The sequence below is a fragment of the Corynebacterium sp. HMSC036D02 genome (assembly GCF_001836165.1).
Classification (GTDB): domain Bacteria; phylum Actinomycetota; class Actinomycetes; order Mycobacteriales; family Mycobacteriaceae; genus Corynebacterium.
This window is the reverse complement of record NZ_KV827677.1, coordinates 106,666-128,277: the sequence shown is the minus strand read 5'-3', so window position 1 is coordinate 128,277 and position 21,612 is coordinate 106,666. Positions and strand designations below refer to the sequence as shown.

General features: G+C 59.6%; 21 protein-coding genes. 13 read left to right on the top strand and 8 right to left on the bottom strand.

The annotated features are described in order from the left end of the window. Positions 1–117 precede the first annotated feature (117 nt). A complete protein-coding gene (locus HMPREF2743_RS06150) occupies positions 118–441 on the bottom strand; it encodes a hypothetical protein (RefSeq protein WP_070818396.1) in 324 nt (107 codons plus the stop codon). A gap of 48 nt (positions 442–489) precedes the next feature. On the opposite strand from HMPREF2743_RS06150, the gene HMPREF2743_RS06145 reads away from it, so the two are divergent. From HMPREF2743_RS06145 to HMPREF2743_RS06120, 6 genes are all read left to right on the top strand, one after another. Then, positions 490–1,878, top strand: coding sequence for an MFS transporter (locus HMPREF2743_RS06145; protein WP_070818395.1), 1,389 nt, complete (start codon positions 490–492; stop codon positions 1,876–1,878). Positions 1,879–1,888: 10 nt separating this feature from the next. Then, complete coding sequence (locus HMPREF2743_RS06140; protein ID WP_010186971.1) at positions 1,889–2,920, top strand: 6-phosphofructokinase; 1,032 nt, start codon at positions 1,889–1,891, stop codon at positions 2,918–2,920. Positions 2,921–2,957: 37 nt separating this feature from the next. Then, on the top strand, positions 2,958–4,556 hold the full coding sequence (locus tag HMPREF2743_RS06135; protein WP_070744008.1) for an aspartate:alanine exchanger family transporter: 1,599 nt from the start codon (positions 2,958–2,960) through the stop codon (positions 4,554–4,556). 43 nt (positions 4,557–4,599) lie between these two features. Beyond that, the gene (gene gatB / locus HMPREF2743_RS06130; protein WP_070818394.1) at positions 4,600–6,105 is read left to right on the top strand and encodes an Asp-tRNA(Asn)/Glu-tRNA(Gln) amidotransferase subunit GatB; all 1,506 of its coding nucleotides are present in this window, start codon (positions 4,600–4,602) and stop codon (positions 6,103–6,105) included. A gap of 68 nt (positions 6,106–6,173) precedes the next feature. Beyond that, the gene (locus HMPREF2743_RS06125) at positions 6,174–7,229 is read left to right on the top strand and encodes an NAD(P)-dependent alcohol dehydrogenase (RefSeq protein WP_070516447.1); all 1,056 of its coding nucleotides are present in this window, start codon (positions 6,174–6,176) and stop codon (positions 7,227–7,229) included. A gap of 185 nt (positions 7,230–7,414) precedes the next feature. Then, entirely contained in the window at positions 7,415–8,839 is a 1,425-nt protein-coding gene (locus tag HMPREF2743_RS06120) for a YkvI family membrane protein (RefSeq protein ID WP_070818393.1), read from the top strand. Here the strand turns inward: HMPREF2743_RS06120 and HMPREF2743_RS06115 are convergent. After that, positions 8,836–9,525 (bottom strand): LysE/ArgO family amino acid transporter, encoded by a 690-nt coding sequence (locus tag HMPREF2743_RS06115; RefSeq protein WP_070744010.1) that lies wholly within the window; start codon positions 9,523–9,525, stop codon positions 8,836–8,838. The two genes, HMPREF2743_RS06120 and HMPREF2743_RS06115, sit on opposite strands and share 4 nt — an antisense overlap. A 70-nt stretch (positions 9,526–9,595) precedes the next feature. Here HMPREF2743_RS06115 and HMPREF2743_RS06110 point away from each other — a divergent pair, with 70 nt between their 5' ends. From HMPREF2743_RS06110 to HMPREF2743_RS06095, 4 genes are all read left to right on the top strand, one after another. Further along, positions 9,596–10,480, top strand: a complete 885-nt coding sequence (locus HMPREF2743_RS06110) for a LysR family transcriptional regulator ArgP (protein WP_070744012.1) — start codon at positions 9,596–9,598, stop codon at positions 10,478–10,480. A gap of 28 nt (positions 10,481–10,508) precedes the next feature. After that, entirely contained in the window at positions 10,509–11,489 is a 981-nt protein-coding gene (locus HMPREF2743_RS06105; RefSeq protein WP_070818392.1) for a DoxX family protein, read from the top strand. A gap of 133 nt (positions 11,490–11,622) precedes the next feature. Further along, entirely contained in the window at positions 11,623–12,060 is a 438-nt protein-coding gene (locus HMPREF2743_RS06100) for a hypothetical protein (protein ID WP_070744016.1), read from the top strand. Further along, a complete protein-coding gene (locus tag HMPREF2743_RS06095) occupies positions 12,057–12,371 on the top strand; it encodes a transcriptional regulator (RefSeq protein WP_070818391.1) in 315 nt (104 codons plus the stop codon). The genes HMPREF2743_RS06100 and HMPREF2743_RS06095 overlap by 4 nt, the downstream gene beginning before the upstream one ends. Before the next feature lie 70 nt (positions 12,372–12,441). On the opposite strand, the gene HMPREF2743_RS06090 is transcribed toward HMPREF2743_RS06095, so the two are convergent. From HMPREF2743_RS06090 to HMPREF2743_RS13035, 3 genes are all read right to left on the bottom strand, one after another. Continuing rightward, on the bottom strand, positions 12,442–12,828 hold the full coding sequence (locus tag HMPREF2743_RS06090; protein WP_070511640.1) for an IS30 family transposase: 387 nt from the start codon (positions 12,826–12,828) through the stop codon (positions 12,442–12,444). Between the two features lie 490 nt (positions 12,829–13,318). After that, entirely contained in the window at positions 13,319–14,077 is a 759-nt protein-coding gene (locus HMPREF2743_RS12945) for a DUF6973 domain-containing protein (RefSeq protein WP_246824470.1), read from the bottom strand. Positions 14,078–14,144: 67 nt separating this feature from the next. Next, positions 14,145–14,564, bottom strand: a complete 420-nt coding sequence (locus HMPREF2743_RS13035; protein ID WP_371325906.1) for a transposase — start codon at positions 14,562–14,564, stop codon at positions 14,145–14,147. Between HMPREF2743_RS13035 and HMPREF2743_RS12940 the strand changes: the two genes are divergently transcribed. Then, on the top strand, positions 14,541–15,041 hold the full coding sequence (locus HMPREF2743_RS12940) for a hypothetical protein (RefSeq protein ID WP_070511642.1): 501 nt from the start codon (positions 14,541–14,543) through the stop codon (positions 15,039–15,041). The two genes, HMPREF2743_RS13035 and HMPREF2743_RS12940, sit on opposite strands and share 24 nt — an antisense overlap. Before the next feature lie 175 nt (positions 15,042–15,216). On the opposite strand, the gene HMPREF2743_RS06075 is transcribed toward HMPREF2743_RS12940, so the two are convergent. Genes HMPREF2743_RS06075 through HMPREF2743_RS06065 form a run of 3 tightly spaced genes read right to left on the bottom strand, consistent with a single transcriptional unit; the run spans position 15,217 to position 18,886 of the window. Further along, on the bottom strand, positions 15,217–16,485 hold the full coding sequence (locus tag HMPREF2743_RS06075; protein WP_070818390.1) for a glycosyltransferase family 87 protein: 1,269 nt from the start codon (positions 16,483–16,485) through the stop codon (positions 15,217–15,219). An 11-nt stretch (positions 16,486–16,496) separates the two neighbouring features. Then, positions 16,497–18,350 carry a dihydroxy-acid dehydratase gene (gene ilvD / locus HMPREF2743_RS06070; protein ID WP_070818389.1) on the bottom strand — a complete coding sequence of 618 codons (1,854 nt, stop codon included), beginning with the start codon at positions 18,348–18,350 and terminating at the stop codon, positions 16,497–16,499. A gap of 2 nt (positions 18,351–18,352) precedes the next feature. Beyond that, on the bottom strand, positions 18,353–18,886 hold the full coding sequence (locus HMPREF2743_RS06065) for a PH domain-containing protein (RefSeq protein ID WP_046648103.1): 534 nt from the start codon (positions 18,884–18,886) through the stop codon (positions 18,353–18,355). 314 nt (positions 18,887–19,200) lie between these two features. Here HMPREF2743_RS06065 and HMPREF2743_RS06060 point away from each other — a divergent pair, with 314 nt between their 5' ends. After that, a complete protein-coding gene (locus tag HMPREF2743_RS06060; RefSeq protein ID WP_070754709.1) occupies positions 19,201–21,021 on the top strand; it encodes an acetolactate synthase large subunit in 1,821 nt (606 codons plus the stop codon). Between the two features lie 5 nt (positions 21,022–21,026). Next, on the top strand, positions 21,027–21,542 hold the full coding sequence (gene ilvN / locus HMPREF2743_RS06055; protein WP_010186907.1) for an acetolactate synthase small subunit: 516 nt from the start codon (positions 21,027–21,029) through the stop codon (positions 21,540–21,542). Positions 21,543–21,612: the final 70 nt, after the last annotated feature.

Sequence of the window (21,612 nt, the reverse complement as noted above, 5' to 3'; positions counted from 1 at the left end):
TAGTCACCACGGGTTAGCCAGCACGTTCGACATGAAATGGTTGGGGCGTTTGCCTGTGTACAAACGTGAAACGCCCCTCCGGCTGTCAAGGACAGCGCGAAGGGGCTTGGGAGGGATCTACTGGGCGTCGGAAAGCGCGTAAGCAGCGCCCGCACTTGCGGCGGTGACGGTCAGGACTGCGGGCCAGGACCCAATCTTCTTAGCCAGCGGGTGGGAGAGGCCAAAAGCGCCGGTGTATAGAGCTGCCAGGCCGGCGGTAGTGGCCGGGTTTGTCTTAGCCCACCAACTCCGGCCCGCCCAGGCGCCAGCGGCAGCGAGCACAACGCCGCCAAGCGGACGGATTCCTGTCTCCCGCGCTGTGAGCCAACCGCCAATGAGTCCCAGTGTGACGGTCGCGGCCGTCGACACATCCTGTGGTTTCTTGATGTCAATCATTCCCATGCGCTTCAGTTTAGGCCGCGTGCGCGGATGGTGGCTAGACTTCGCTCCATGAAACTCGCAGCAACTACTATCTCAGAAAAGCAGGCTTGGCTCGCCATGGCTGCGCTGTCACTGGGCTTCTTTATGTCGTTGCTCGATCAATCGATGATTGCTGTTGCGCTTCCCGACGTCCGCCGGGAGTTCAACGCCGACGTCAATCAGGTGCTGTGGGTCTCCGCCATCTATTTGCTCGCCGTGGTCGTGCCCCTCCTGTTCACCGGAAGGCTAGGGGATATCTACGGGCAGAAGCGAATGTTCCAGCTAGGCAACGGCCTCTTTGGCCTTGGAGCGCTACTTTGCGCGCTGGCACCATCCGTAGAATTTCTCATCGCCGCACGTGCCCTGCAGGGGCTAGGTGCCTCCATTCAGATGCCCCAGACCATGGCAGTGATCAACCGAATCTTCCCCCGTGAGCGGCGCGGCCGTGCGCTGGGCGCCTGGGGCGTCGTAGGTTCGCTGGCCACACTCGCTGGACCGCTATTAGGGGGTTTCGTAGTCGGCGCCTTCGGGTGGCAAGCTGTGTTTTGGATCCACATTCCTTTTGTCATTGCAGCCATTGTTCTGTCCGGGCTGTGGGTGCCTGCTTTGCCGACGGCGTCGGGGAGGATTGACTTCGTGTCGGTAGGGGCGTCGTTTGTCGCGTTGACCTGCTTCGTCTTTGCCGTGCAACAAGGGCCAGAGACGGGCTGGCCGTGGTGGATTTGGGCCCTTCTTGTCACAGGGGTTGTCGGCATGGCCATCTTCGTGCGCCTGCAAAAAGACCGTGGGATGGCAGCGCTCGTCCCTCTCGTATTGTTTAAGGACCGCAACTATTCCGTTGGTTCTGTAGCGATTGTGTCCATGGGGTTCATGGCGGCGTCAATGATGATTCCGATCATGATGTGGCTGCAGGTTGAACAGGGGGTATCGGCGGGCGATGCCGGAATGATCGTCACGCCGATGGCTTTGGTCTCCCTGTGTGTGTCGCCGCTGGCGGGGATTCTGGCGGATAAGCTGCATCCGCGACGATTGGCGGTTACAGGCTTCGGCATTTTGATTGCTACCTTCATCGCGCTGTGGTTCCTCATGCAGGCCGAAGTGTCGGCCTGGTGGCTGAGCCTGCCGTGCGCAGCGTTGGGTGCAGGGCAATCTTTCATTTGGGGCTCCAACGCAGCAACGACGATGCGCGATATTGATGCACATCTCATGGGTGCAGCATCTGGTGTCTACAACACATCGCGACAGGTGGGCTCTGTGATTGGTGTGGCCGGCGTGTCGGCAGTCATGCAGGTCGCCGGAGCCGCGAACTCTTTGGCGGTCATTGTCGCCATCTTGGCAGTGGGATGCGTGTCATCCCTCTTCTTCCGGGATACCTTGCATGCCGTAGCGGAAACTGCGAGGCTACAGCGAAGCGAGTAGATTGGGTGTCATGCGTCTTGCTGTACTGACATCCGGTGGTGATTGCCCCGGTCTGAATGCTGTTATCCGCGCGGTCGTTCGTACCGCTTCCAACGAGTTCGGCGATACAGTCGTCGGCTACGAGGACGGCTGGGTAGGTCTGATGGAAGACCGCCGCCGTGACCTTTATGACGACGCTGAGATTGACCGTATCCTCCTGCGCGGCGGAACCATCCTCGGTACCGGCCGCCTCCACCCAGATAAGTTCAAGGCTGGGCTGGATACCATCAAAGCCAACATGGCTGATGCCGAGGTCGATGCGCTCATCGCCATTGGCGGTGAGGGAACACTGAAGGGTGCCAAGTGGCTGTCCGATAATGGCATTCCAGTCGTCGGCGTGCCGAAGACAATTGATAATGACGTCAATGCAACGGACTATACCTTTGGCTTCGACACCGCGGTCTCCGTCGCTACCGATGCGATCGATCGTCTCCACACCACCGCTGAATCCCACGACCGCATCCTCATCGTTGAGGTCATGGGCCGCCACGTTGGTTGGATCGCGTTGCACGCCGGCATGGCTGGCGGTGCACACTACACGGTGATCCCTGAGGTTCCTTTCGATATCGCAGATATCACCAAGGCAATGGAGCGCCGCTTCCAGATGGGTGAGAAGTACGGCATTGTCTGCGTTGCCGAAGGCGCCCTGCCCAAGGAAGGCACCATGGACTTCGAAGAAGGCGGTGTGGACCAGTTCGGCCACCAGACCTTCAATGGTATTGGCCAGGTCATCGGTGATGAGATCAAGAAGCGCACTGGTTATGACGTGCGCACCACCGTCCTTGGCCACATCCAGCGCGGTGGTACGCCGACTGCATATGACCGCGTCCTGGCAACCCGCTACGGCACTCATGCCGCCCGCGCTGCGCACAACGGCCAGTCCGGTATGTGTGTGGCCCTGCACGGAGAAAACATCGACCTCGTGCCGCTCGAAGATGCTGTGGGCAAGCTAAAGGTGGTTCCGGCCAAGCGTTATGCCAACGCTCAAGCCCTCTTTGGTTAAACACCATTAGGGCTCACCCTTAGTTGATAAAGGAATCATGACAAGCGTATTAGCTTTCCTGGCTGATCAGCCGGTTCTGTTGGTGTTCCTGCTAATTGGCCTTGGCATGGCCCTCGGCGGTATCAAGACACGGGGCATCAGCTTGGGCGCGGCGGCCGTGCTTTTCTTGGGCATCGCCTTCTCGGCCGCCGCCTCCGCCGTTGGCGTCGAAGCCTCCGTTCCTCCCATTTTGGGAATGTTTGGTTTGGTGCTCTTTGCCTTTGGTATTGGCAACAACTCCGGCGTGTCCTTTTTCAAATCGCTGAAGACTGCGACCGGCCCCGTGCTTTCCATGATCGCGGTCTTCATCGTCGCCGCCCTCGCAGCTTGGGGGCTGGGGACCTATGTCTTTGGTCTGTCGAGTGCCACTATCGCTGGTACCTTCGCCGGCGCGGTGACAAATACCCCGGCTTTGGCGGCGGCCTCAGAGGCTACAGGTGATCCGGGCTCAGCAACGGTGGGCTATGCGGTGTCTTATTTGTTTGGTGTCATCGGTATGCTCGCGGCGACTGTGCTAGTGCTTCGCGACGCCGGTAATGACGACGACACCCTGTCACCCGTCACGCGTCAGCACATGCAGATTCTGCGTGAGACCTCCGTTGCAGAGCTCGCCGACATCGGCAATGGGGAAGTGCAGGTAACACGCCTGCGCCGCGTGGGCAGCAACCTTATCGTTTTGCCGAAATTCTTCGACGTGCTGCACCCCGGTGACGTGGTCACGCTCGTTGGTGCCCCGGAAGACCTAGACAACATCATTGAGCATGCTGGGCGCGAGTCGCCGCAGATCCTCAACGATGACCGTCACGAGCTAGATTTTCGCCGCATTACGGTGTCGGAGCACAACTTGGCTGGTCTGACCATCGCGGAGCTGAATAATCAACTGGCGGATCGTTGGGGCGCGCGAATCTCGCGAGTTCGTCGCGCCGATAACGACCAGGTGGCAATCCCCGAACACATCGTGGAGCTGGGGGACCGCGTGCGCGTCGTCGGTTCCAAGAAGTCCCTGCGGGAGATTTCGACTTTTCTCGGTGACTCCTCCCAAGGACTAACGGATATCAACCCGGTCTCCCTTGGCTTAGGCATGGCCCTCGGAGTTTTCGTGGGCCACCTCGAAATCCCGCTTCCAGGCGGCTCTTCCTTTAGCCTCGGCGCTGCCGCGGGCGTCCTCATCGTGGCGCTGATCATGGCGCGCATCGGGCGCATCGGCAACACGGTGACCGCACTGCCGCACTCGGCCAACACGATTCTTTCCGAGCTGGGCCTGCTGCTCTTCTTGGCGCAAGCCGGAACAAATGCGGGTGGGGAGATTGCAGGCGCCTTCACGGGTGGTTCGTGGTGGAAAATTCTCCTGCTCGGTGCAATCATCACCACGCTGGTGGCTGCCGGGTTCGCCTTCGTAATGCGGCGTTTCCTGCACGTTGGTGCAACAAAGACTGCGGGAGCCATGGCGGGCGCGCAAACGCAACCGGCGGTGTTGGCTTTTGTTAACAACCGCACGAATACTGACCAGCGAGTTTCTTTGGGCTATGCCATGGTCTATCCGGCGGCGATGATAGCCAAGATTCTCATTACGCACGGCATTACCTTGTTGGGTTAGGCGGTTGCGCACGGTGTCGCGCTGACATACTAAGATGGCACGCATGACTGCTGCGATGTATGACCTGATGGACTATGACGAGGTCCTTGAAAAGTTCGATCCCGTTATGGGCATGGAAGTTCACGTGGAGCTCAATACGGAGACCAAGATGTTCTCCACCTCGCCCACGAACTTCAACGCAGCCCCCAACTCCAACGTGGACCCGGTGTCCCTCGGCCTGCCAGGCGCCTTGCCGGTGGTGAACTCCAAGGGTGTGGAAGGCGCCATCAAGATTGGCCTGGCGCTGAACTGCAAGATTGCGGAGTCTTCGCGCTTTGCCCGCAAGAATTACTTCTACCCGGACCAGCCGAAGAACTACCAGATCTCTCAGTACGATGAGCCGATTGCTTATGACGGCTACCTCGACGTCGTCCTCGACGACGGCACTGAGTGGCGCGTTGAGATTGAGCGCGCTCACATGGAGGAGGACACCGGCAAGCTGACCCACCTGGGTGGTGCCGATGGCCGCATTCACGGCGCAACGACCTCGCTGGTGGACTGCAACCGTGCCGGCATCCCGCTAATCGAGATTGTGACCAAGCCGATCATTGGTGCTGGCGAGCGCGCCCCCGAGGTCGCCCGCGCCTATGTTTCTGCTCTGCGTGAGCTCGTCGCGGCACTGGGCGTGTCCGATGCCCGCATGGATCAAGGCTCGATGCGCGTGGATTCCAACGTTTCGCTGCGCCCGGTGGGCCAGGAGGAGTTCGGCACCCGTACCGAAACCAAGAACATCAACTCCCTGCGCTCGGTCGAGCAGGCGGTGCGCTTTGAGATGCAGCGCCAGGCGCAGGTGCTTGTCGACGGTGGCGAGATCGTCCAGGAAACCCGCCATTACCAGGAAACGGATGGTTCGACTTCCAAGGGCCGTCCGAAGGAGACCGCGGAGGACTACCGTTACTTCAACGACCCGGACCTGCCGCCGGTGATTGTCTCCCGCGAGTGGGTCGAGGAAATCCGCCAGACCCTGCCGGAGATGCCGTGGATTCGCCGCGCCCGCATCCAGGAGGAGTGGGGCCTCAAGGACGAGGAGATGCGTGACCTGGTCAACGCCGGCGCTCTCGATCTCATTATCGAAACAGTGGAAGCCGGCACCACTCCGGACGAGGCCCGCTCCTGGTGGGTGTCCTACCTGACCGGTAAGGCCAATGAGGCTGGCGTTGAACTGAGCGCTCTTGATATCACCCCGGCGCAGGTCGCACGCGTTGTTGAGCTGGTCAAGGAAGGCAAACTGACCACCAAGCTGGCTCGCCAGGCGGTCGACGGCGTGCTGGCCGGAGAGGGTGACGTCGACGAGGTCGTCGCCAAGCGCGGGCTCGAGGTCGTGCGCGATGATGGCGCGATCGAGAAGGCCGTCGATGATGCCCTGGCCGCTAACCCGGACATCGTGGAGAAGTACAAGGCCGGCAACAAGAAGGTCACCGGTGCCATCGTGGGTGCGGTCATGAAGGCCACCCAGGGTAAGGCTGACCCAGGACAGGTCAACAAGCTGATTGCGAAGAAGCTCTCCTAGGCGAGCAGTCTAGTTGGCAAAAATTTCCATTAGGCGAGGTCAGGCGACTACGGGGTACCGTGGTCGCCATGACTATTTCTGCTAAAGCCCTTCAGAAGACCGGACCTAAAGAACCTTTTCAGGTCGTGACTATCCAGCGTCGTGACCCGCGCGCCGATGACGTGGTTATCGACATTAAGGCCGCGGGCATTTGCCATTCGGATATCCACACCATCCGCAACGATTGGGGCGAGGCGCACTTCCCGCTGACCGTCGGCCATGAGATCGCCGGTGTGGTCTCCGCCGTGGGGGAGGAGGTCACCAAATTTAAGGTGGGAGACCGCGTTGGTGTGGGTTGCCTCGTGAACTCCTGCGGCGAGTGCGAGCAGTGTCAGGCAGGAATGGAACAGAACTGCCTGAACGGCAACGTCGGCACCTATAACTCCACGGATGTCGATGGCACGATTACCCAAGGCGGCTACGCCGAGAAGGTCGTTGTGAACGAGAACTTCGTTCTCCGCATTCCGGATGCTCTCGACTTCGACATAGCAGCGCCCCTGCTGTGCGCCGGTATCACCACGTACTCTCCGTTGGCGCGCTGGGATGTTAAGGAAGGCCAGAAGGTAGCCGTCGTGGGCTTAGGCGGCTTGGGACACATGGGTGTGCAGATTGCTGCCGCGAAGGGCGCAGAGGTCACCGTCATCTCGCGCACTTCTCGCAAGGCTGAAGAAGCTGCAGAGCTGGGGGCGAGCCGCACCTTGGCCACCACCGAGGAGGAAGACTTCTTCAGGAAGCACCGCGGGGAGTTCGATTTCATCCTCTCGACCATTTCCGCCGAGTACAGCCTCGAGGACTACCTGGGGATGCTTAAACCCCGCGGCATTATGTCTGTCGTGGGGCTCCCGCCGGAGGCGCTCCCGCTGCGCCTCAACCGCCTCGTCGGCGGCGGCAAGGTGCTCACCGGTAACAATATTGGTGGCATCGCGGAAACCCAGGAGATGCTGGACTTCTGCGCCGAGCACGGCTTAGGCGCGGTGATCGAAAAGGTGGGTGTCGACGAGGTTGATGCGGCCTATGACCGGGTCGTGGCGGGTGACGTTAAGTTCCGCTTCGTCATCGATACGACGACGTTTGCTGAGCACTAAGAGGTGAGCCGGCTCATGCTTTAGCGGCTATTGGAGCAAGCTCTCCACGGCCGCACACATGTTTTCCTATCTCGTTGGCGTACGGTGGTAAATGTATGCCGCCGTACTTCGACCAAAGTATGGCGCGTTTCTATGCGCTACCCCTGAAGAATAAAGAGAAGAAACTAGAAAACAGATAGGAAAACGTGTCTTATAAAAACGTCGTGGGCATCGCTTTGTCCTTCATTGGCTTGCTCGTGGGTGCGGGCTTTGCCACGGGACAGGAAGCTGTCCAGTACTTTACGTCTTTCGGTATTCCCGGCATGTGGGGCATCCTCGTTGCTGGTTTGGTCATGACCCTTGCCGGCACGGTCTTCCTCCAGTTGGGAAGCTACTTCCATGCCAGCGAGCACAACCAAGTGTTCAGGAACATCACTCACCCGATCATTTCGCGCATTCTGGATGTCGCGGTAATCCTCACGCTCTTTGCGGTCGGCTTTGTCATGCTGGCTGGTGCCGGCTCCAACATGCAACAGCAGTTCGGCTGGCCGGCTTGGGTAGGCTCGCTGCTCATGCTTGTGCTTGTTCTCATCACAGGCATGTTTGATGTGGATAAGGTGTCACAGGTTATTGGTCTTCTCACGCCGACCATCATTATCGCCGTTCTCTTTGTAGGCACCTACACGCTGCTGCACATGCCGGAGAACGTTGATGCGGCCATTAGTGCCTCTGAAGCGATCGAGTCCCCGATTCCGTTCTGGCTCGTATCCGCGCTGAACTACAACGGCCTGGCTCTTATCCTGGCGGTCTCGATGTCCCTTGTCATCGGCGGTGATGACATTAGCCCGCGCGAAGCAGGCGTCGGCGGCATTGTTGGCGGCGCGGTCTACGCGGTGCTCATGGGTATTGCTGGTTTCTCACTGCTCATGAATGCAGAGAACGTTGGCGATTCCGATATTCCGATGTTGACCTTGGTAGATAGCGTCCACCCGACACTCGGTGTCATCATGGCCATCATCATCTACCTGATGATCTTCAACACGGCCATCGGTATGTTCTACGCGCTGGGCAAGCGTTTGTCTTCTGGCAACGAGGCGAAGTACCGCATTATTTTCATCGCCGGCTGCCTCGCTGGCTTCGCCGTTTCTTTCGCCGGCTTCAAATCCCTGATGCAGTACGTCTACCCGGTGCTGGGTTACATGGGTATCGTGCTCGTCGTCATTCTGGTGATCGGATGGCTGCGCTCCCTGGGCAAGATCAAGGACGAGGGCCTGCGCCGCGAGCGCATCCGCGCATTGCTGCACCTCAAGCTGCACCCCGACTCGGAATATGACGCGGCGCGTTACGACGACGAGATCGGCCAGCAGATCGCCGATTCCAACATGGATGATGAAGCCCTCTTCGAGGACCTCGTTTCCGATGTGGTCGAGGAGTTGGACTCGGATGAAGAGCTTGACTTCGACAGGGAAGAGTGGGAGGAAAACCGCAACGACCACTCCTACTACACCGAACGCGAGGCTGTGGAGCAGGACCGCAGCGACGAAGAAATCAAGGCTTGGGTCGAGGAAACCGGCGCAGTGGGAGATCCCGCCGAAGACGAAGAGCTCCCAGAAGAATCAACGAAGAACTAGAGGAGCAGGAGCTTCGCCGTTAGTGCAATCATGACGCAGCCGATGACGATGTTGACCACGCGCCACGTCGTCGGCTTGGCCAGCACGTGGGAGAGCTTGTAGGCGCCAAAGCCTAGGGAGGGGAACCACACTGCGCTGGCCATGATGGCGCCTGCTGCGAACACCCAGCGCTGGTCGCCATATTGGTTTGCAATGGAGCCCAGCATGACTAGCGCGTCAACGTAGGCCAGGGGGTTAAGCCACGTCAGCGCCAACGCACCGAGGACGGGCTTGACCCAGGATTTTGAGCGCACGCGGGGGCGGATCTTCGTAAGCACTGAGTTCCCCGGTGTCCCAGAGGAACCCGAATTCTCATCAACCACCTGCGCCACGGGTGCGGTTTCCTCGATGACCAGCGCATCCTGTTGCTTCTTGAAGGCATCGCGGAAGCACGTGAAGCCGAAGTAGATGAGGTAGGCCGCGCCGAGGTACTTCACCACGACGAGCGCGGTGGGGAAGCGCTCCACAAGGACACCGACGCCTGCGGTGCCGCCGGTGATCAGGATGACGTCGGAAAGCAAGCATGCCAACAGGATGGGGCCGACATGGTCGCGTTTAATGCCCATCTTGATGATGAAGGCATTCTGCGGTCCGATGGCGATGATGAGGGACAGGCCCAGCGCAAATCCTGCAAGCAATACTGACATGGCTTCTAGTCTGCGCATAGCGTCATATGAAGTCCAGTTAAATGTTCTACAGCTGGTTTAATATAGCTTCATGAACCCGCTCCATACTGAAACGCTGCTGGCCATCATCGATGAAGGTTCCTTCGAGGGGGCTGCGGCTGTGTTGGGAATCACTCCTTCGGCCGTCAGTCAACGCATCAAGGCGTTGGAAGTATCGACTGGTCGAATCCTGCTGCGCCGCGGCACTCCCGTCACCGTGACCGAGGCAGGGGAGATCGTCGCCCAAGCCGCGAGGCGCATGGCGCTGGTTCAAGCCGAAGCGGATGCCCGGCTTACCGAGCGCCTGTCCCGCGTTCCGCTCACCGTTGCGATCAACTCGGATTCCCTGGCCACGTGGTTCCGCCCTGTGATCCAGCAGACCGCGCAACGCGGTGAGGCGGCGCTGCGCATTCGCATCGAAGATGAGGCCCGTACGCTCGCCATGTTGCGCCGCGGGGATGTGCTGGGCGCGGTCACGCGCGAGCAGACCGCGGTCTCGGGTTGTGAATCCACATACCTCGGAACGATGCGCTACTTTGCCGTCGCCGCGCCCGCTCTGGCGGAGACTTTCGAAGACTGGGAGACCCTGCCCATCGTGGGCTTCGGTCCGAACGATGCCACCTTGGATGACGCCATGCGCGAGCGCTTCATTGATTCCCATGTTCTGCGTGCGCGGGTGTCACAGATTCCTTCTTCGGAGAGCTACGTCGAAGCAGTGCGCTACGGCCTGGGCTGGGGTTTGGTGCCGCGCCTGCAGGTACAGCCCCTGCTGGAGACGGGGGAGCTGGTGCTTCTCGACGACTTCCCGCTCGACATTGACCTCTATTGGCAACGCTGGCGGCTGGAATCGGAGTTGCTTGCGGACCTCACTGCAGATGTCTTAGACGCGGGCCGTGCGGTTTTAGCTTCGCGCCGCGCCGATAAAGATGCACCATAAGGGGGCTGTGCTGCCTTAAGTTGGAGGCATGAGCGATAAAACTCCTGATAAAGCCACCGACTTCGATGACGATATCCCGACCTACACGGGGAAAGACTCCGTGAAGGACAGCGCGCCTGAGGCAGAAGCTACCGATAAGCTGAAGAAGAGCAGCCTCTTCCAGCGTCCCGGACGCGCTGAGCCGCAGGTGATTAAGCCGAAGAAGGCTGAGGAGCCTGCCGTTGAGGCAGAGCCTGAGGCCAAGACCGAAACCTTTGAGAGCGCTTCCCGCGACTCCTTGTCTTTCGACAGTGCCGCCGCGGAAGCCGAGACCGAGACCACCGCCTTCCCGCGCGCGGAGGCGACGGCAGAGTCTGAAACAGAGACAACTGCTATGCCGGTATCGGCAACCGCAGCAACTGAGACCTATGAAGAGGCACCAAGCACGGTTGCAGTTGCCGACCCCGCCGTGGACTCCGAGGCGGCAGCGGTGGAGGAGAAGCCTGAGCCAGTACGCCGCGGCACCATCGACTTCGGCCTGCTCTTCGTGCGCTTGGCACTCAGCGTTTACCTGCTCGTGGCGGGTGCTACAACCTTCTTCAAACTCGGCGGCAATGAGGGCCTGTCGGGATTGGAAAAGGAGTTTGGCGAGTACACCATGGCAGCGGCCTTAGCCATCGGCGTGCCGACTGTTCAGCTCATCGCCGGCGCCTTCCTGCTGCTGGGGCTAGTTACACCGCTGGCGGCCATGTTCGGCCTTATCGTCACGGGCTTCTCAGCTATTCACGGCCTCAACGCCTCCGGTGCCGGGTTGGATGTCTTTGCCTGGAATGAGAGCGTCTGGCTGGGTCTGGTGCTATTTGTTATCGCGGTGGCCCTGCAGTTCACCGGTCCGGGATTCATCTCCCTTGACTTCAATCGCTCCTGGACCCGCCGCCCGCTGGCAACCTCGTGGGTCTTCGTCGTCATTGGCGTTGCCGCGCTCGTGGCTATCTGGTGGTTTGGCGCTGGCGTTAACCCGTTGAGCTAGGCGCTGTTAGCGCGTTTCTAGGTTCCCAGCCTGCGGTTATCCACTAACTGTTGTTGTTTTCCATTGCGTAAAGTAAGTTGGTTTCCGTGATGGAAAACAATGACTTTGGTGCCGCAGGAGGGGAGCTTTAGTTTTGTCTGATCAGGATGTTCGTGACGCACTCGCATTTGAGGAGCGACAGAAGGCGGCCGCAGCGAAGCGGCCGCCTATCTGGCTGAGCTTGCTCGCATCGGCCGCGTACGGCGCGTGGTTTGCCTACATGTGGATCAAGGATGACGTCCATCCTCTCGTTCTTGTTGGTGGACTGCTTCTTGTACTCGGGCTATTGGCGAGTCTTGCCTTCTTTTACCGCACGGGGGTGCGGGATTCGATGCGTCAAAAGGTGGATCCTCATGCGTCACGAAGTATCACTTGGCGTTATTTTGCGGGCCTAGGATTTATGTTTCTGCCGGCACTCTTCAATCCTTTCGTTGAAGGACACGTTATTGCCTCGTGCATCGCAGGTGTACTGTGCGCCTTGGCGGTCTTTTGGACGTTGCACACCGGTGCGCTGAATAGGATGCCGCGATGAATGGAATCGATCCGGTAATCCACCCACTCAACCGCTTTAAGATTTGCGCCACGCTCAATGCCTTCGGAGCCACACAAGGTGGGGAGGTCAACCGTGAGATGAAATTCGCCGTGTTGCGCGACCGCACGGAGCTTTCCGATGCCTCCCTGTCTAAGCAGCTCGGAGCTCTGGAAAAAGCCGGCTACGTGACTCGCTTCCGCGAGTACGGCACCAGCCGTGCGAAGGACTCGGTGTGGGTCGCATTGACTGAGCAAGGCAAGATTGCCTTCGACGGCCACTTGGCAGCACTCAAGGAATTAGCTGAGGGTTGAGTTGGGTGCATAGTACGGCCTCGCTGAGGTGCCCTTGTTGCCAAAGTTTTCCCGCCCGCCGCAGGCGGTTTCAAGTGGTGGATGCATCACTTGAATAGTTCTTGGATTCTCTCTTCTGGTGTGTACCAGTTGAGGACTTCTCTGGGGCGCCCGTTGAGTAGGTCTTGAATGTGTTGAACGCCTTTTGAAGCGTCAGGGTACTAAAGTCGCTTCCTTTGGGTAGGAAGTCTCGGACTAGCCCGTTGGTGTTTTCATTGGTAGGACGCTGCCAGGGTGAGTGCGGATCACAGAAGTAGACTGCGAGCCCACGTTCGATGCTCAGCCTGTCTACTTGGGCTAGTTCCACACCTTGGTCCCAGGTCAGTGTTTTGGTGTTGTTGCGTATTTTTCCGGTAAACATCTCGATTAACTTATCGACAGTCGTGGCGGAATCATGCACATCAAGCAGCGAGCCCATACGACTACTTGTTCAAGCCGGTTAGAGTCCAAGCACTACCCGGATTATCCAGAGAAAAACTGAGAGCAACTGTCGTTGACTCCATGATTAAAGAAGGCGGACTTGATGGAGAACACAGATCGAGAGCCTGTCGAGAGAACCTCACCCATTGTTCGCTGTCGCCCTTTCCTCTAAGAAAGAGGAAGTTTGCCTCTTCGGTGAAGCCGTGTTCTGGAACAGGGGGATCATCAACCACAAGTGTTTCTTTGACTGTTTGATACGGAGTGTATGGGCACACGAGCGAAAACTCAGTCCACTCTGGTCCGTAGAGTTCCTCCAGTGTGATGGACTCAGTAACGGGGATTGCATGTCCCGATCGTTCTAGGGACGCGAGATGAGAAGCCAATGGGTCATTAAAACTACAAGAGGAGAGTGATAGGGAGACAATACTAGTGAACCCTATCCGTGCCATCATGCGTCTCATTAACATAACCTCCTTCTCGTGCCTATCCTAGGAAAGTGTAGATAGCAGTCCAATCCTTGCCCAGAGGGCGCACTGGTTCAGAGCAGCAGCTTCGTCGCCACTACTTGCGAAAGCAGATCCAAGAAATCGACCTTGGGCATTGTTATACAGGTCCATGCGGGTCTGATCCGCTGGCCCTTGAGCGACAGTTTCGTGGTTAGTAGCAATGCGTTCAACTGCATCTGCACCGATTCTCATCGTCATCAGGGCATTCCACGAGCAGTGCCGAAAAGCATCGCCCTTTCCATTGCGGAGTGATGTGGCGCCAGGAAACCGGTTCTGCGCTTCCGTACTCGCGGTTGTGGCTGCCTGATTGGCGATGCCGCATGATACTACATCGACCAGCGCGATGCAGGACAGCATTTCAAGGCCCTGGATATATATCCGGTAGGGGTCCGACTGGGTGGTCGCAAAAGGCGCTACCTGAGGATTGATGTCAGTGACCCTGGCACGTTCAACTGCAGCAATGATTGCGCGTTGTTCATTAGCTGACAGGGATGCGAAGTAACCGTACGGGTCGGCGGACTCGTTCATCACCTTGATCTCGTCTTGAACATTCATGATGTCCTCATCTGTGACATCACTGGTGTCTACGCGAATTTCAGCGTCTAAGTCAATTGTTGATGCGGGCAAGGGGGTAAGATTCCCCAGGTTTTGGGCAGTAGCACTTGGTGGAATGATTAAACCAAATGCGAGAACTGCTGCTGTAGATAAAGCCATGATGAATCTTGTGGCGCGATTGCGCATAAGAACTCCTGTAAATTTCGTGAAAACGATTATCCGTGACGAGGGAAACACGCATATTAGGTGCTCCTTACCCAGAGTAACAGATAATTCCTATTAGGAAACTAACAGTTGTAAAATCACCCCTAATTAGGTGTATATCCCCTGCCAATTTATCGATCACAGCTCCACACAGAAGTAACGAAGTACTACTAGTAACGCTCGTAGATTGAAGTGCCCCGAGTTTTGTTCCTAGGGGGGCAGGGCTCAGCAGCCAAGGGGAAGGTGACCACTTCGTGTTCAACTCCTCGATGACAAAGGCCCGCAACTGCGGGTTGGTATCGAGTTTACGGGGTTTAGGCCTGGCTAAACGGTCTACAGCCCGCTTTTGCGCCACGAGGGCATCGTAGCCATGCTCAGTCATCCCACGGGCGATTTCCCTGCTAATCGTCGACTGATTCCGGCCAAGGTGGGCTGCAATCTCACGGTGAGTAAGACCCTGATCAAGCAGATAGGCTATCGCTATTCGGTCATGGCGGATAAGACGCTTTCCGCGTCCTACCTTCGATTCGGATTCAGTGGGATGATCATTGAGTATCCAACGCTCATACATGCGATTATGGTGCCACGTTTTCACCGTGGCAGTGCAGCGATCAACAACCTGGCCGGCCTGTTTATAGCTTTTGCCAGCATCCACAAGTTTCAAAGCTTGGGCAATGCGATCCCGCTCGTGTTGTATGGCTCCACCGCGACTGGTATTGGCGAGTTCGATACCGTCTTGCGCAAGGTATCGGTAAGCGGTCTGTGGGAAACCTGTCTCTTTCAGTGCACTATGCGCAGACCGACCGCTTTCTACAATAGCAATGATCTTTTGGTATTGATCTTTGTACTTATCCTCATTCAGGCTCCGACGGCGCTTGCCACGGCTAAGGCCCTCAGCCTGGCGCCACACCTTCGCCGTAGCCTTCGAGCCCCCCCAACTCCTTGAGGATCACCGACATCGGACGCGCATCATGCAGATACGCCTGCACATACCGCTCACGTAGCTTTCTATCGCCTAACATCTACACAACCTCCTAGCTGTATAGATGCATTCACCACCTGAGCCCGCCGCAGGCGCGGCGAACAACTTTGGCAGAACAGGCAGTTTTGCGTTTCGGGGCTTAGTTGGTTTGGGCCGCAGCGAGCTCAGTATGTGGCTTGTCGGATTGAGTGCCTCGAGCCTTGAGGCAGATGGCGTAGAGAATCCAGCTGAGTAGTGCCAGCCACACGAAGTCATCGACCAAGAACTTCTGGTACAGCGGCATCGCGTGGACATCGATGCTGTCACCAAACCACCACTTCGGCGGAACGGTCAGCAGCATGCCCACCCAAGCGGCGAGTACAGCCAGCAGGCTGCCGGCGACCCAGGTGGAATTGCGCCAGGACCAGGCGCGGTAGACCAGAACCGGCACGATGAGCGACAGCCACACCCAGTGGTGCGACCACGAAACAGGCGAGATGAGCAGCATGATGGTGGCGGTGGTGAGGTGGGCATCGACAAGCAGGCTTCGCCGCATTTGCGCCAGGATGAGGGCTGAGCCAAGGCCGATGACTGCGAGCGCAGCCACAAGCCACAGCACGTTGATGAGCGTGCCGTGGTTGTCCATGGCCTCCTGGGAGGTGAAGAGGCGCTGGATGACGCCCTTGAGCGAGGAATTGGACTGATAGTCAGTAGCCACGCCGAAGTCTGCGCCCTTGCCCATATCGAGAAGCTTTGAACTGAAGAACTCGACAAAGGCCTGCCATCGGTAGGCCGCGGCCAACAGCGTCGCCACGACGGCGGAGGCGAAGGCTGTGAGGATCGGCTTCCACTCGCGGCGCAGCAGGAAGTAGAGCAGCATGGCCAAGGGGGTGATCTTGATGGCCGCCGCGAGTCCTATCAGCCAGCCTTGCGGAAGCTTGCGCTTGCGCGGGACCAGATCGAAGATGACCAGCGCCATGATGACGATGTTGATCTGTGCAAAACCGTTGTTGAGGCGGATGGGTTCAAAGAACATGGCCGCGGCCCACGCGATCGCCACGGTGGGCCACAGGTGCGGCACCTTGAGCGCGCGGAAGATCGTGTAGAGGCAGGCAAAGACCAGGGCGTCCGAGAGGACGATCATGATGTCGCCGGCGAGCGAATCGCTCATCCAGTCAAAGGCAGTCAGCGGCACCATGACCAGCGCCCCGAAGGGCGGGTAGATAAAGGGGAGCGCCAAGTCCCCGGCGTACATGGGCTCCGAGTAGACCGAGCGGCCCTCCATGAAGGCGCGCACGCCCTCTCGGTAAATGATCATGTCCACCGGGAAGTCCGTGTGGAGGACGTGGCGGATGACGCCCACCAGGCCAATGATGAGCCCGGCGGCGGTCAGGAGTGTGCGCCTTGCGGCGTTAGTGGCGAAATTCATCGCCCCATACTCTAATTGACGTAACTATCCACCACGCGCACCGCACCACGGTCAGCAGAGGTGGCCATGTTGGCGTAGGCGCGCAGGGCCTTGGTGACCGGGCGGTTGCGGTCCTTCGGCGTCCAGGGCTTCTCACGCTGCTCCTCGATGGCGCGGCGGCGTTCGAGAACGTCCTCGTCGACGTCGAGGGTGAGCTGGCGCTCGCGGATGTTGATGGTGATGGGGTCACCGTTTTCCACCAGGCCGATGAGACCGCCGTGGGCAGCCTCGGGGGAAATGTGGCCGATGGAAAGGCCGGAGGTGCCGCCGGAGAAGCGGCCATCAGTAATCAAGGCGCAGGCCTTGCCCAGGCCGGATCCCTTGAGGAAGGAGGTCGGGTGCAGCATCTCCTGCATGCCGGGACCGCCCGCGGGGCCCTCGTAGCGGATGACGATGACATCGCCGGGCTGGACTTCCTTCTTGAGGATGATGGAGACGGCCTCCTCCTGGGACTCCACCACGCGGGCCGGGCCGGTGAAGGTCCACAGCTCTTCCTCCACACCGGCGGCCTTGACGATGGCCCCGTTGGGGGCGAGGTTTCCGCGCAGGACAACCAGGCCGCCGTCGGAGGAGAAGGCATGCTCGGCGTCGTGGATGCAGCCATTGGCCGCGTCGGTGTCGAGCTCATCCCAGCGGTTGGACTGGCTGAATGGCTCGGTGGTGCGCACACCGCCGGGTGCGGCGTGGAAAAGTTCGAGAGCGGCCTCCGTGGCCTTGCCGCCGCGGATATCCCAATCATCAAGCCATTCCTCTGCGTTGTCGTAGAGCGCGGTGTGGACCTTGAGGTTCAAGTGGCCGGCGCGGCGCAGCTCGCCCAAGATGGCAGGGATGCCGCCGGCGCGGTGCACGTCCTCGATGTGGTAGGTGCCGTTGGGCGCCACCTTGGACAGGCAGGGCACGCGGTAGGAGATCTCGTTGATGTCCTCGAGCGTGAAGTCCACCTCGCCCTCCTGCGCGGCGGCCAGCGTGTGGAGGATGGTGTTGGTGGAACCACCCATAGCCATGTCCAAAGCCATGGCATTGCTGAAGGCTTCCTTGGTGGCGATGGAGCGCGGGAGGACAGCGTCATCTTCGTCGCCGTAGTAGCGCTGGCACATCTCGACGATGGTGCGGCCAGCCTGTTCGAAGAGATCGCGGCGGGCGCTGTGGGTAGCCAGCGTGGTGCCATTGCCTGGAAGGGCCAAACCGAGCGCCTCGGTGAGGCAGTTCATGGAGTTGGCGGTGAACATGCCGGAGCAGGAACCACAGGTGGGGCAGGCGGATTCCTCCACCTGAGCCAGGCCCTCATCGGAGACGGCATCGCTGGCCGACGCCGTGATGGCCGTAATCAGATCCGTCGGTGCGTGTGCTACACCGTCGACGACGACGGCCTTGCCGGCTTCCATCGGGCCGCCAGACACGAAGATGGTAGGGATGTTGAGACGCAGCGCGGCATTCAACATGCCCGGGGTGATCTTGTCGCAATTGGAGATGCACACCAAGGCGTCGGCAGTGTGCGCGTTGACCATGTACTCGATGGAATCGGAGATGATCTCCCGCGAGGGCAGGGAGTAGAGCATGCCGCTATGGCCCATGGCGATGCCATCGTCAACAGCGATGGTGTTGAATTCCTTGGGCACGCCGCCGGCTTCGCGCACGGCGTCGGCCACGATGTCGCCGACGTTTTTGAGGTGGACGTGGCCGGGAACGAACTGGGTAAAGGAGTTGGCGATGGCAACGATCGGCTTGCCAAAGTCGCTCTCCTTGGAGCCGGTAGCGCGCCACAGTGCGCGTGCACCGGATGCCTGGCGGCCAACGGTGGTGACTTTAGAGCGGAGAGGGTACATGGTTAATCCTTCAGTTCGGGGTGTTTCTTGAGGTACTCGGCGTATTCCTCCTTGGTAAGGAGGATTTGTTGGCCATCGCGGTGGACGATGACCACCTTGTCATCGGCGGCTTCGCGGCCAGCGGTCAGGGCGTCGGGGATGCGGCCGTTGGAAGCGGCGGCAAGGCGGGGGAGAGAGTTAAAAGTCACGCCCGGCAGGTTGAGGTTGTCGCCGCTGGTGGTGCGAGCGTAGGCCTTCGAGCGCTGGAATCCGATGCCTTTAAAGTCCTTCCACGCGATGTCCTTGGGGCCGCGGAAGCCATAAGTGATGTGGATGCCTTTCGCGTCCACGGTGGTGTGGGCCCGCAGGACCCACCAGATGGCCAACACCGGGAAGATGAGGATCCAGAAGAGGTATTTCGGGGCCCAGCCAATGCTGAGAAAAGCGATGGCGGCGAGGATGCCGATGCCGAGGAGGTGTTCGCGGGTGGGCTTGAACGTTTCGGCCGTGGGGTGTTCGGCGCGAGAAGATGCGTTCTGCGGGTGTGAGGACGTCATAGTGGGTCATCGTAATTGACAGCGTGGCGCGGTGGCGAACCGCCCCACCTGTGCAATCTCGCAAAATGAGAAAAAGATCCCAAAAATGGGGGTAAATGCCTGCGGTGGCGTTTCTATCAGTGTACAGTTTAGCCCATGATCATTATTCGACTTCACCTCGTAGTAGTCCCCGGGCGGCGCGAGCCGTAGCGAGTCCACTAGTGACGTCGACCAGCAAGCGCCCCCGTTACCTTCACACCCAGGAAGGACAGCGGGGGCGTTATTAGTTGGATGATCTCTCCGATATCCATCCCCACTGAAGGAGCACAACAACCGTGACAGCTTCCACTCCGCCACAGCGGGCGCCCGAGCGCATCACGGGCGCACACGCCATTGTCCGTACCCTCGAAGATTTGGGCACCGAGCTTGTCTTCGGCATTCCGGGCGGCGCCGTGCTTCCGCTGTACGACGCCCTCTTTGAATCCACGAAGCTGCGCCACGTGCTCACCCGCCACGAGCAGGGGGCCGGCCACGCCGCCGAAGGTTATGCCCAGGCATCCGGAAAGGTAGGCGTCATGATTGCCACCTCCGGTCCGGGTGCTACCAACCTGGTGACCCCGCTGGCGGACGCCAACCTGGACTCCGTGCCGGTCGTGGCCATCACCGGTCAGGTGGGCAGCTCCTTGCTGGGCACCGACGCCTTCCAGGAGGCCGATATCCGCGGTGTGACCATGCCGATTACGAAGCACAACTTCATCGTCACCAAGGCAGAGGACATCCCGGGAGCTATTGCTGCCGCGTTCCACCTGGCGTCCACCGGACGGCCGGGCCCGGTCCTCGTGGATATCCCGAAGGATGTCCAGAACGCCCTGATGGAGTACTCCGGCCCAGTCATGCCGGACCTGCCGGGGTATAAGCCCACCACGACCCCGCACCCGCGCCAGATCACGCAGGCTGTTCGGCGCATTGCTCGCGCGGAACGCCCAGTGCTCTATGTTGGCGGCGGCGTCATTAAGGCGGAGGCTTCCCGCGAGCTGCGCGAGTTTGCTGAGCTGACCGGCATCCCGGTGGTGACCACCCTCATGGCGCTCGGCGCCTTCCCGGATAACCACCCGCAGCACATGGGCATGCCCGGCATGCACGGCACGGTGCCGGCGGTGGCGGCGCTGCAGCGCGCGGATCTTATCATCGCCGTGGGCGCGCGCTTCGATGACCGCGTGACCGGTGATACCGATACCTTTGCTCCGCACGCCGAGGTCATCCACGCCGACATCGACCCGGCCGAGATCGGCAAGATCCGTGAGGTAGCTGTTCCCATCGTGGGTGATGCCCGCGAGGTGCTTCTGCGCCTGACCAAGGCTTATGCCAATGACGCGGAGTTGGACGCCCCGAACCTCGGTGACTGGATGGAGTACCTGGGAGATTTGCAGCGCCGCTACCCGCGCGGTTTCGAGCCGACGTCGGACGGGCTGCTCAATCCGCAGGAGGTCATCCAGCAGCTCAGCTCCATCGTGGGGCCGGAGGCTATCTACTGCGCGGGCGTCGGCCAGCACCAGATGTGGTCGGCACAGTTCCTCGACTTCGAGCACCCGCGCAGCTGGATCAACTCCGGCGGTGCCGGCACGATGGGCTACGCCGTACCCGCAGCGCTGGGCGCTAAGGCCGCATGCCCGGAGCGTGAGGTTTGGGCGATTGACGGCGATGGCTGCTTCCAGATGACCAACCAAGAGCTCACCACCGCCGCGGTGGAGGGATTCCCCATCAAGGTGGCTGTCATTAATAACGGAAACCTGGGCATGGTGCGCCAGTGGCAGACGCTCTTCTATGAGAACAAGTACTCCCATACCAAGCTGCGTGAGCACGATGAGTACGTCCCGGACTTCGTCAAGCTCAGCGAGGCCCTGGGGTGCGAGTCCATTCGCGTCACCACGGCAGAAGAGATTGGCCCCGCGATTGAGCGCGCGCGCTCAATCAATGACCGCCCGGTGGTCATTGATTTCATCGTGGGCCAGGATGCCCAGGTGTGGCCGATGATTGGTGGCGGCGCCTCCAATGAGGAAATTCAGTACGCCCTGGGCCTGCGCCCGCTGTTTGATGAAAACGAGTCCGCGGCCGAGGATCCGGCCGACATTCACGAATCCCTCGAGGAGGCCTAAGAACAATGGCTAAAGACGACATCACCCGACACATCCTGTCCGTGCGGGTCCAGGACATTGAGGGCATCATCTCCCGCGTGACCGGTATGTTTACCCGCCGCGGCTACAACCTCATCTCGCTGGTCTCCGCGCGGACCGAAACCGAGGGGATCAACCGCCTGACCATCGTTGTGGACGCCTCCGAGGTTGTCATCGAGCAGGTGACGAAGCAGCTCAACAAGATTGTTCCGGTGCTCAAGGTGGTGGAGCTGGAGGAAGAAAACACCATTGCCCGCGCCATCATGCTGGTCAAGGTGGCCGCGGATAACTCGAACCGCCCCCAGGTGGTCGACGCGGTGAACATCTTCCGCGCCCGCATCGTGGACGTATCGCCGGAGTCCGTGGTGGTGGAGGCCACCGGTACGCCGGGCAAGCTGCAGGCGCTTCTCGACGTCCTCGAGCCCTTCGGTATCCGTGAGCTGGTGCAGTCCGGAAACGTCGCGCTGGGTCGTGGCCCGAAGGCGATGGCACCGAGCAAATAAATAATCTCACATTGTGGGCATCTTGTCCCAAAATGTGATACAAATTCAGTAGACCACGTCACTATTCGCT

Excerpts from the sequence above, each read along its gene's own strand:
- HMPREF2743_RS06125 (WP_070516447.1), top strand. The coding sequence starts at position 6,174 with ATGACTATTTCTGCTAAAGCCCTTCAGAAGACCGGACCTAAAGAACCT.
- HMPREF2743_RS06135 (WP_070744008.1), top strand. The coding sequence starts at position 2,958 with ATGACAAGCGTATTAGCTTTCCTGGCTGATCAGCCGGTTCTGTTGGTG.
- HMPREF2743_RS06090 (WP_070511640.1), bottom strand. The coding sequence starts at position 12,828 with ATGGGCTCGCTGCTTGATGTGCATGATTCCGCCACGACTGTCGATAAG.
- HMPREF2743_RS06115 (WP_070744010.1), bottom strand. The coding sequence starts at position 9,525 with ATGTCAGTATTGCTTGCAGGATTTGCGCTGGGCCTGTCCCTCATCATC.
- HMPREF2743_RS06075 (WP_070818390.1), bottom strand. The coding sequence starts at position 16,485 with ATGAATTTCGCCACTAACGCCGCAAGGCGCACACTCCTGACCGCCGCC.
- HMPREF2743_RS06105 (WP_070818392.1), top strand. The coding sequence starts at position 10,509 with ATGAGCGATAAAACTCCTGATAAAGCCACCGACTTCGATGACGATATC.
- HMPREF2743_RS06095 (WP_070818391.1), top strand. The coding sequence starts at position 12,057 with ATGAATGGAATCGATCCGGTAATCCACCCACTCAACCGCTTTAAGATT.
- HMPREF2743_RS12945 (WP_246824470.1), bottom strand. The coding sequence starts at position 14,077 with ATGCGCAATCGCGCCACAAGATTCATCATGGCTTTATCTACAGCAGCA.
- ilvD (WP_070818389.1), bottom strand. The coding sequence starts at position 18,350 with ATGTACCCTCTCCGCTCTAAAGTCACCACCGTTGGCCGCCAGGCATCC.
- ilvN (WP_010186907.1), top strand. The coding sequence starts at position 21,027 with ATGGCTAAAGACGACATCACCCGACACATCCTGTCCGTGCGGGTCCAG.
- HMPREF2743_RS06150 (WP_070818396.1), bottom strand. The coding sequence starts at position 441 with ATGGGAATGATTGACATCAAGAAACCACAGGATGTGTCGACGGCCGCG.
- HMPREF2743_RS06110 (WP_070744012.1), top strand. The coding sequence starts at position 9,596 with ATGAACCCGCTCCATACTGAAACGCTGCTGGCCATCATCGATGAAGGT.
- HMPREF2743_RS06140 (WP_010186971.1), top strand. The coding sequence starts at position 1,889 with ATGCGTCTTGCTGTACTGACATCCGGTGGTGATTGCCCCGGTCTGAAT.
- gatB (WP_070818394.1), top strand. The coding sequence starts at position 4,600 with ATGACTGCTGCGATGTATGACCTGATGGACTATGACGAGGTCCTTGAA.
- HMPREF2743_RS06145 (WP_070818395.1), top strand. The coding sequence starts at position 490 with ATGAAACTCGCAGCAACTACTATCTCAGAAAAGCAGGCTTGGCTCGCC.
- HMPREF2743_RS06065 (WP_046648103.1), bottom strand. The coding sequence starts at position 18,886 with ATGACGTCCTCACACCCGCAGAACGCATCTTCTCGCGCCGAACACCCC.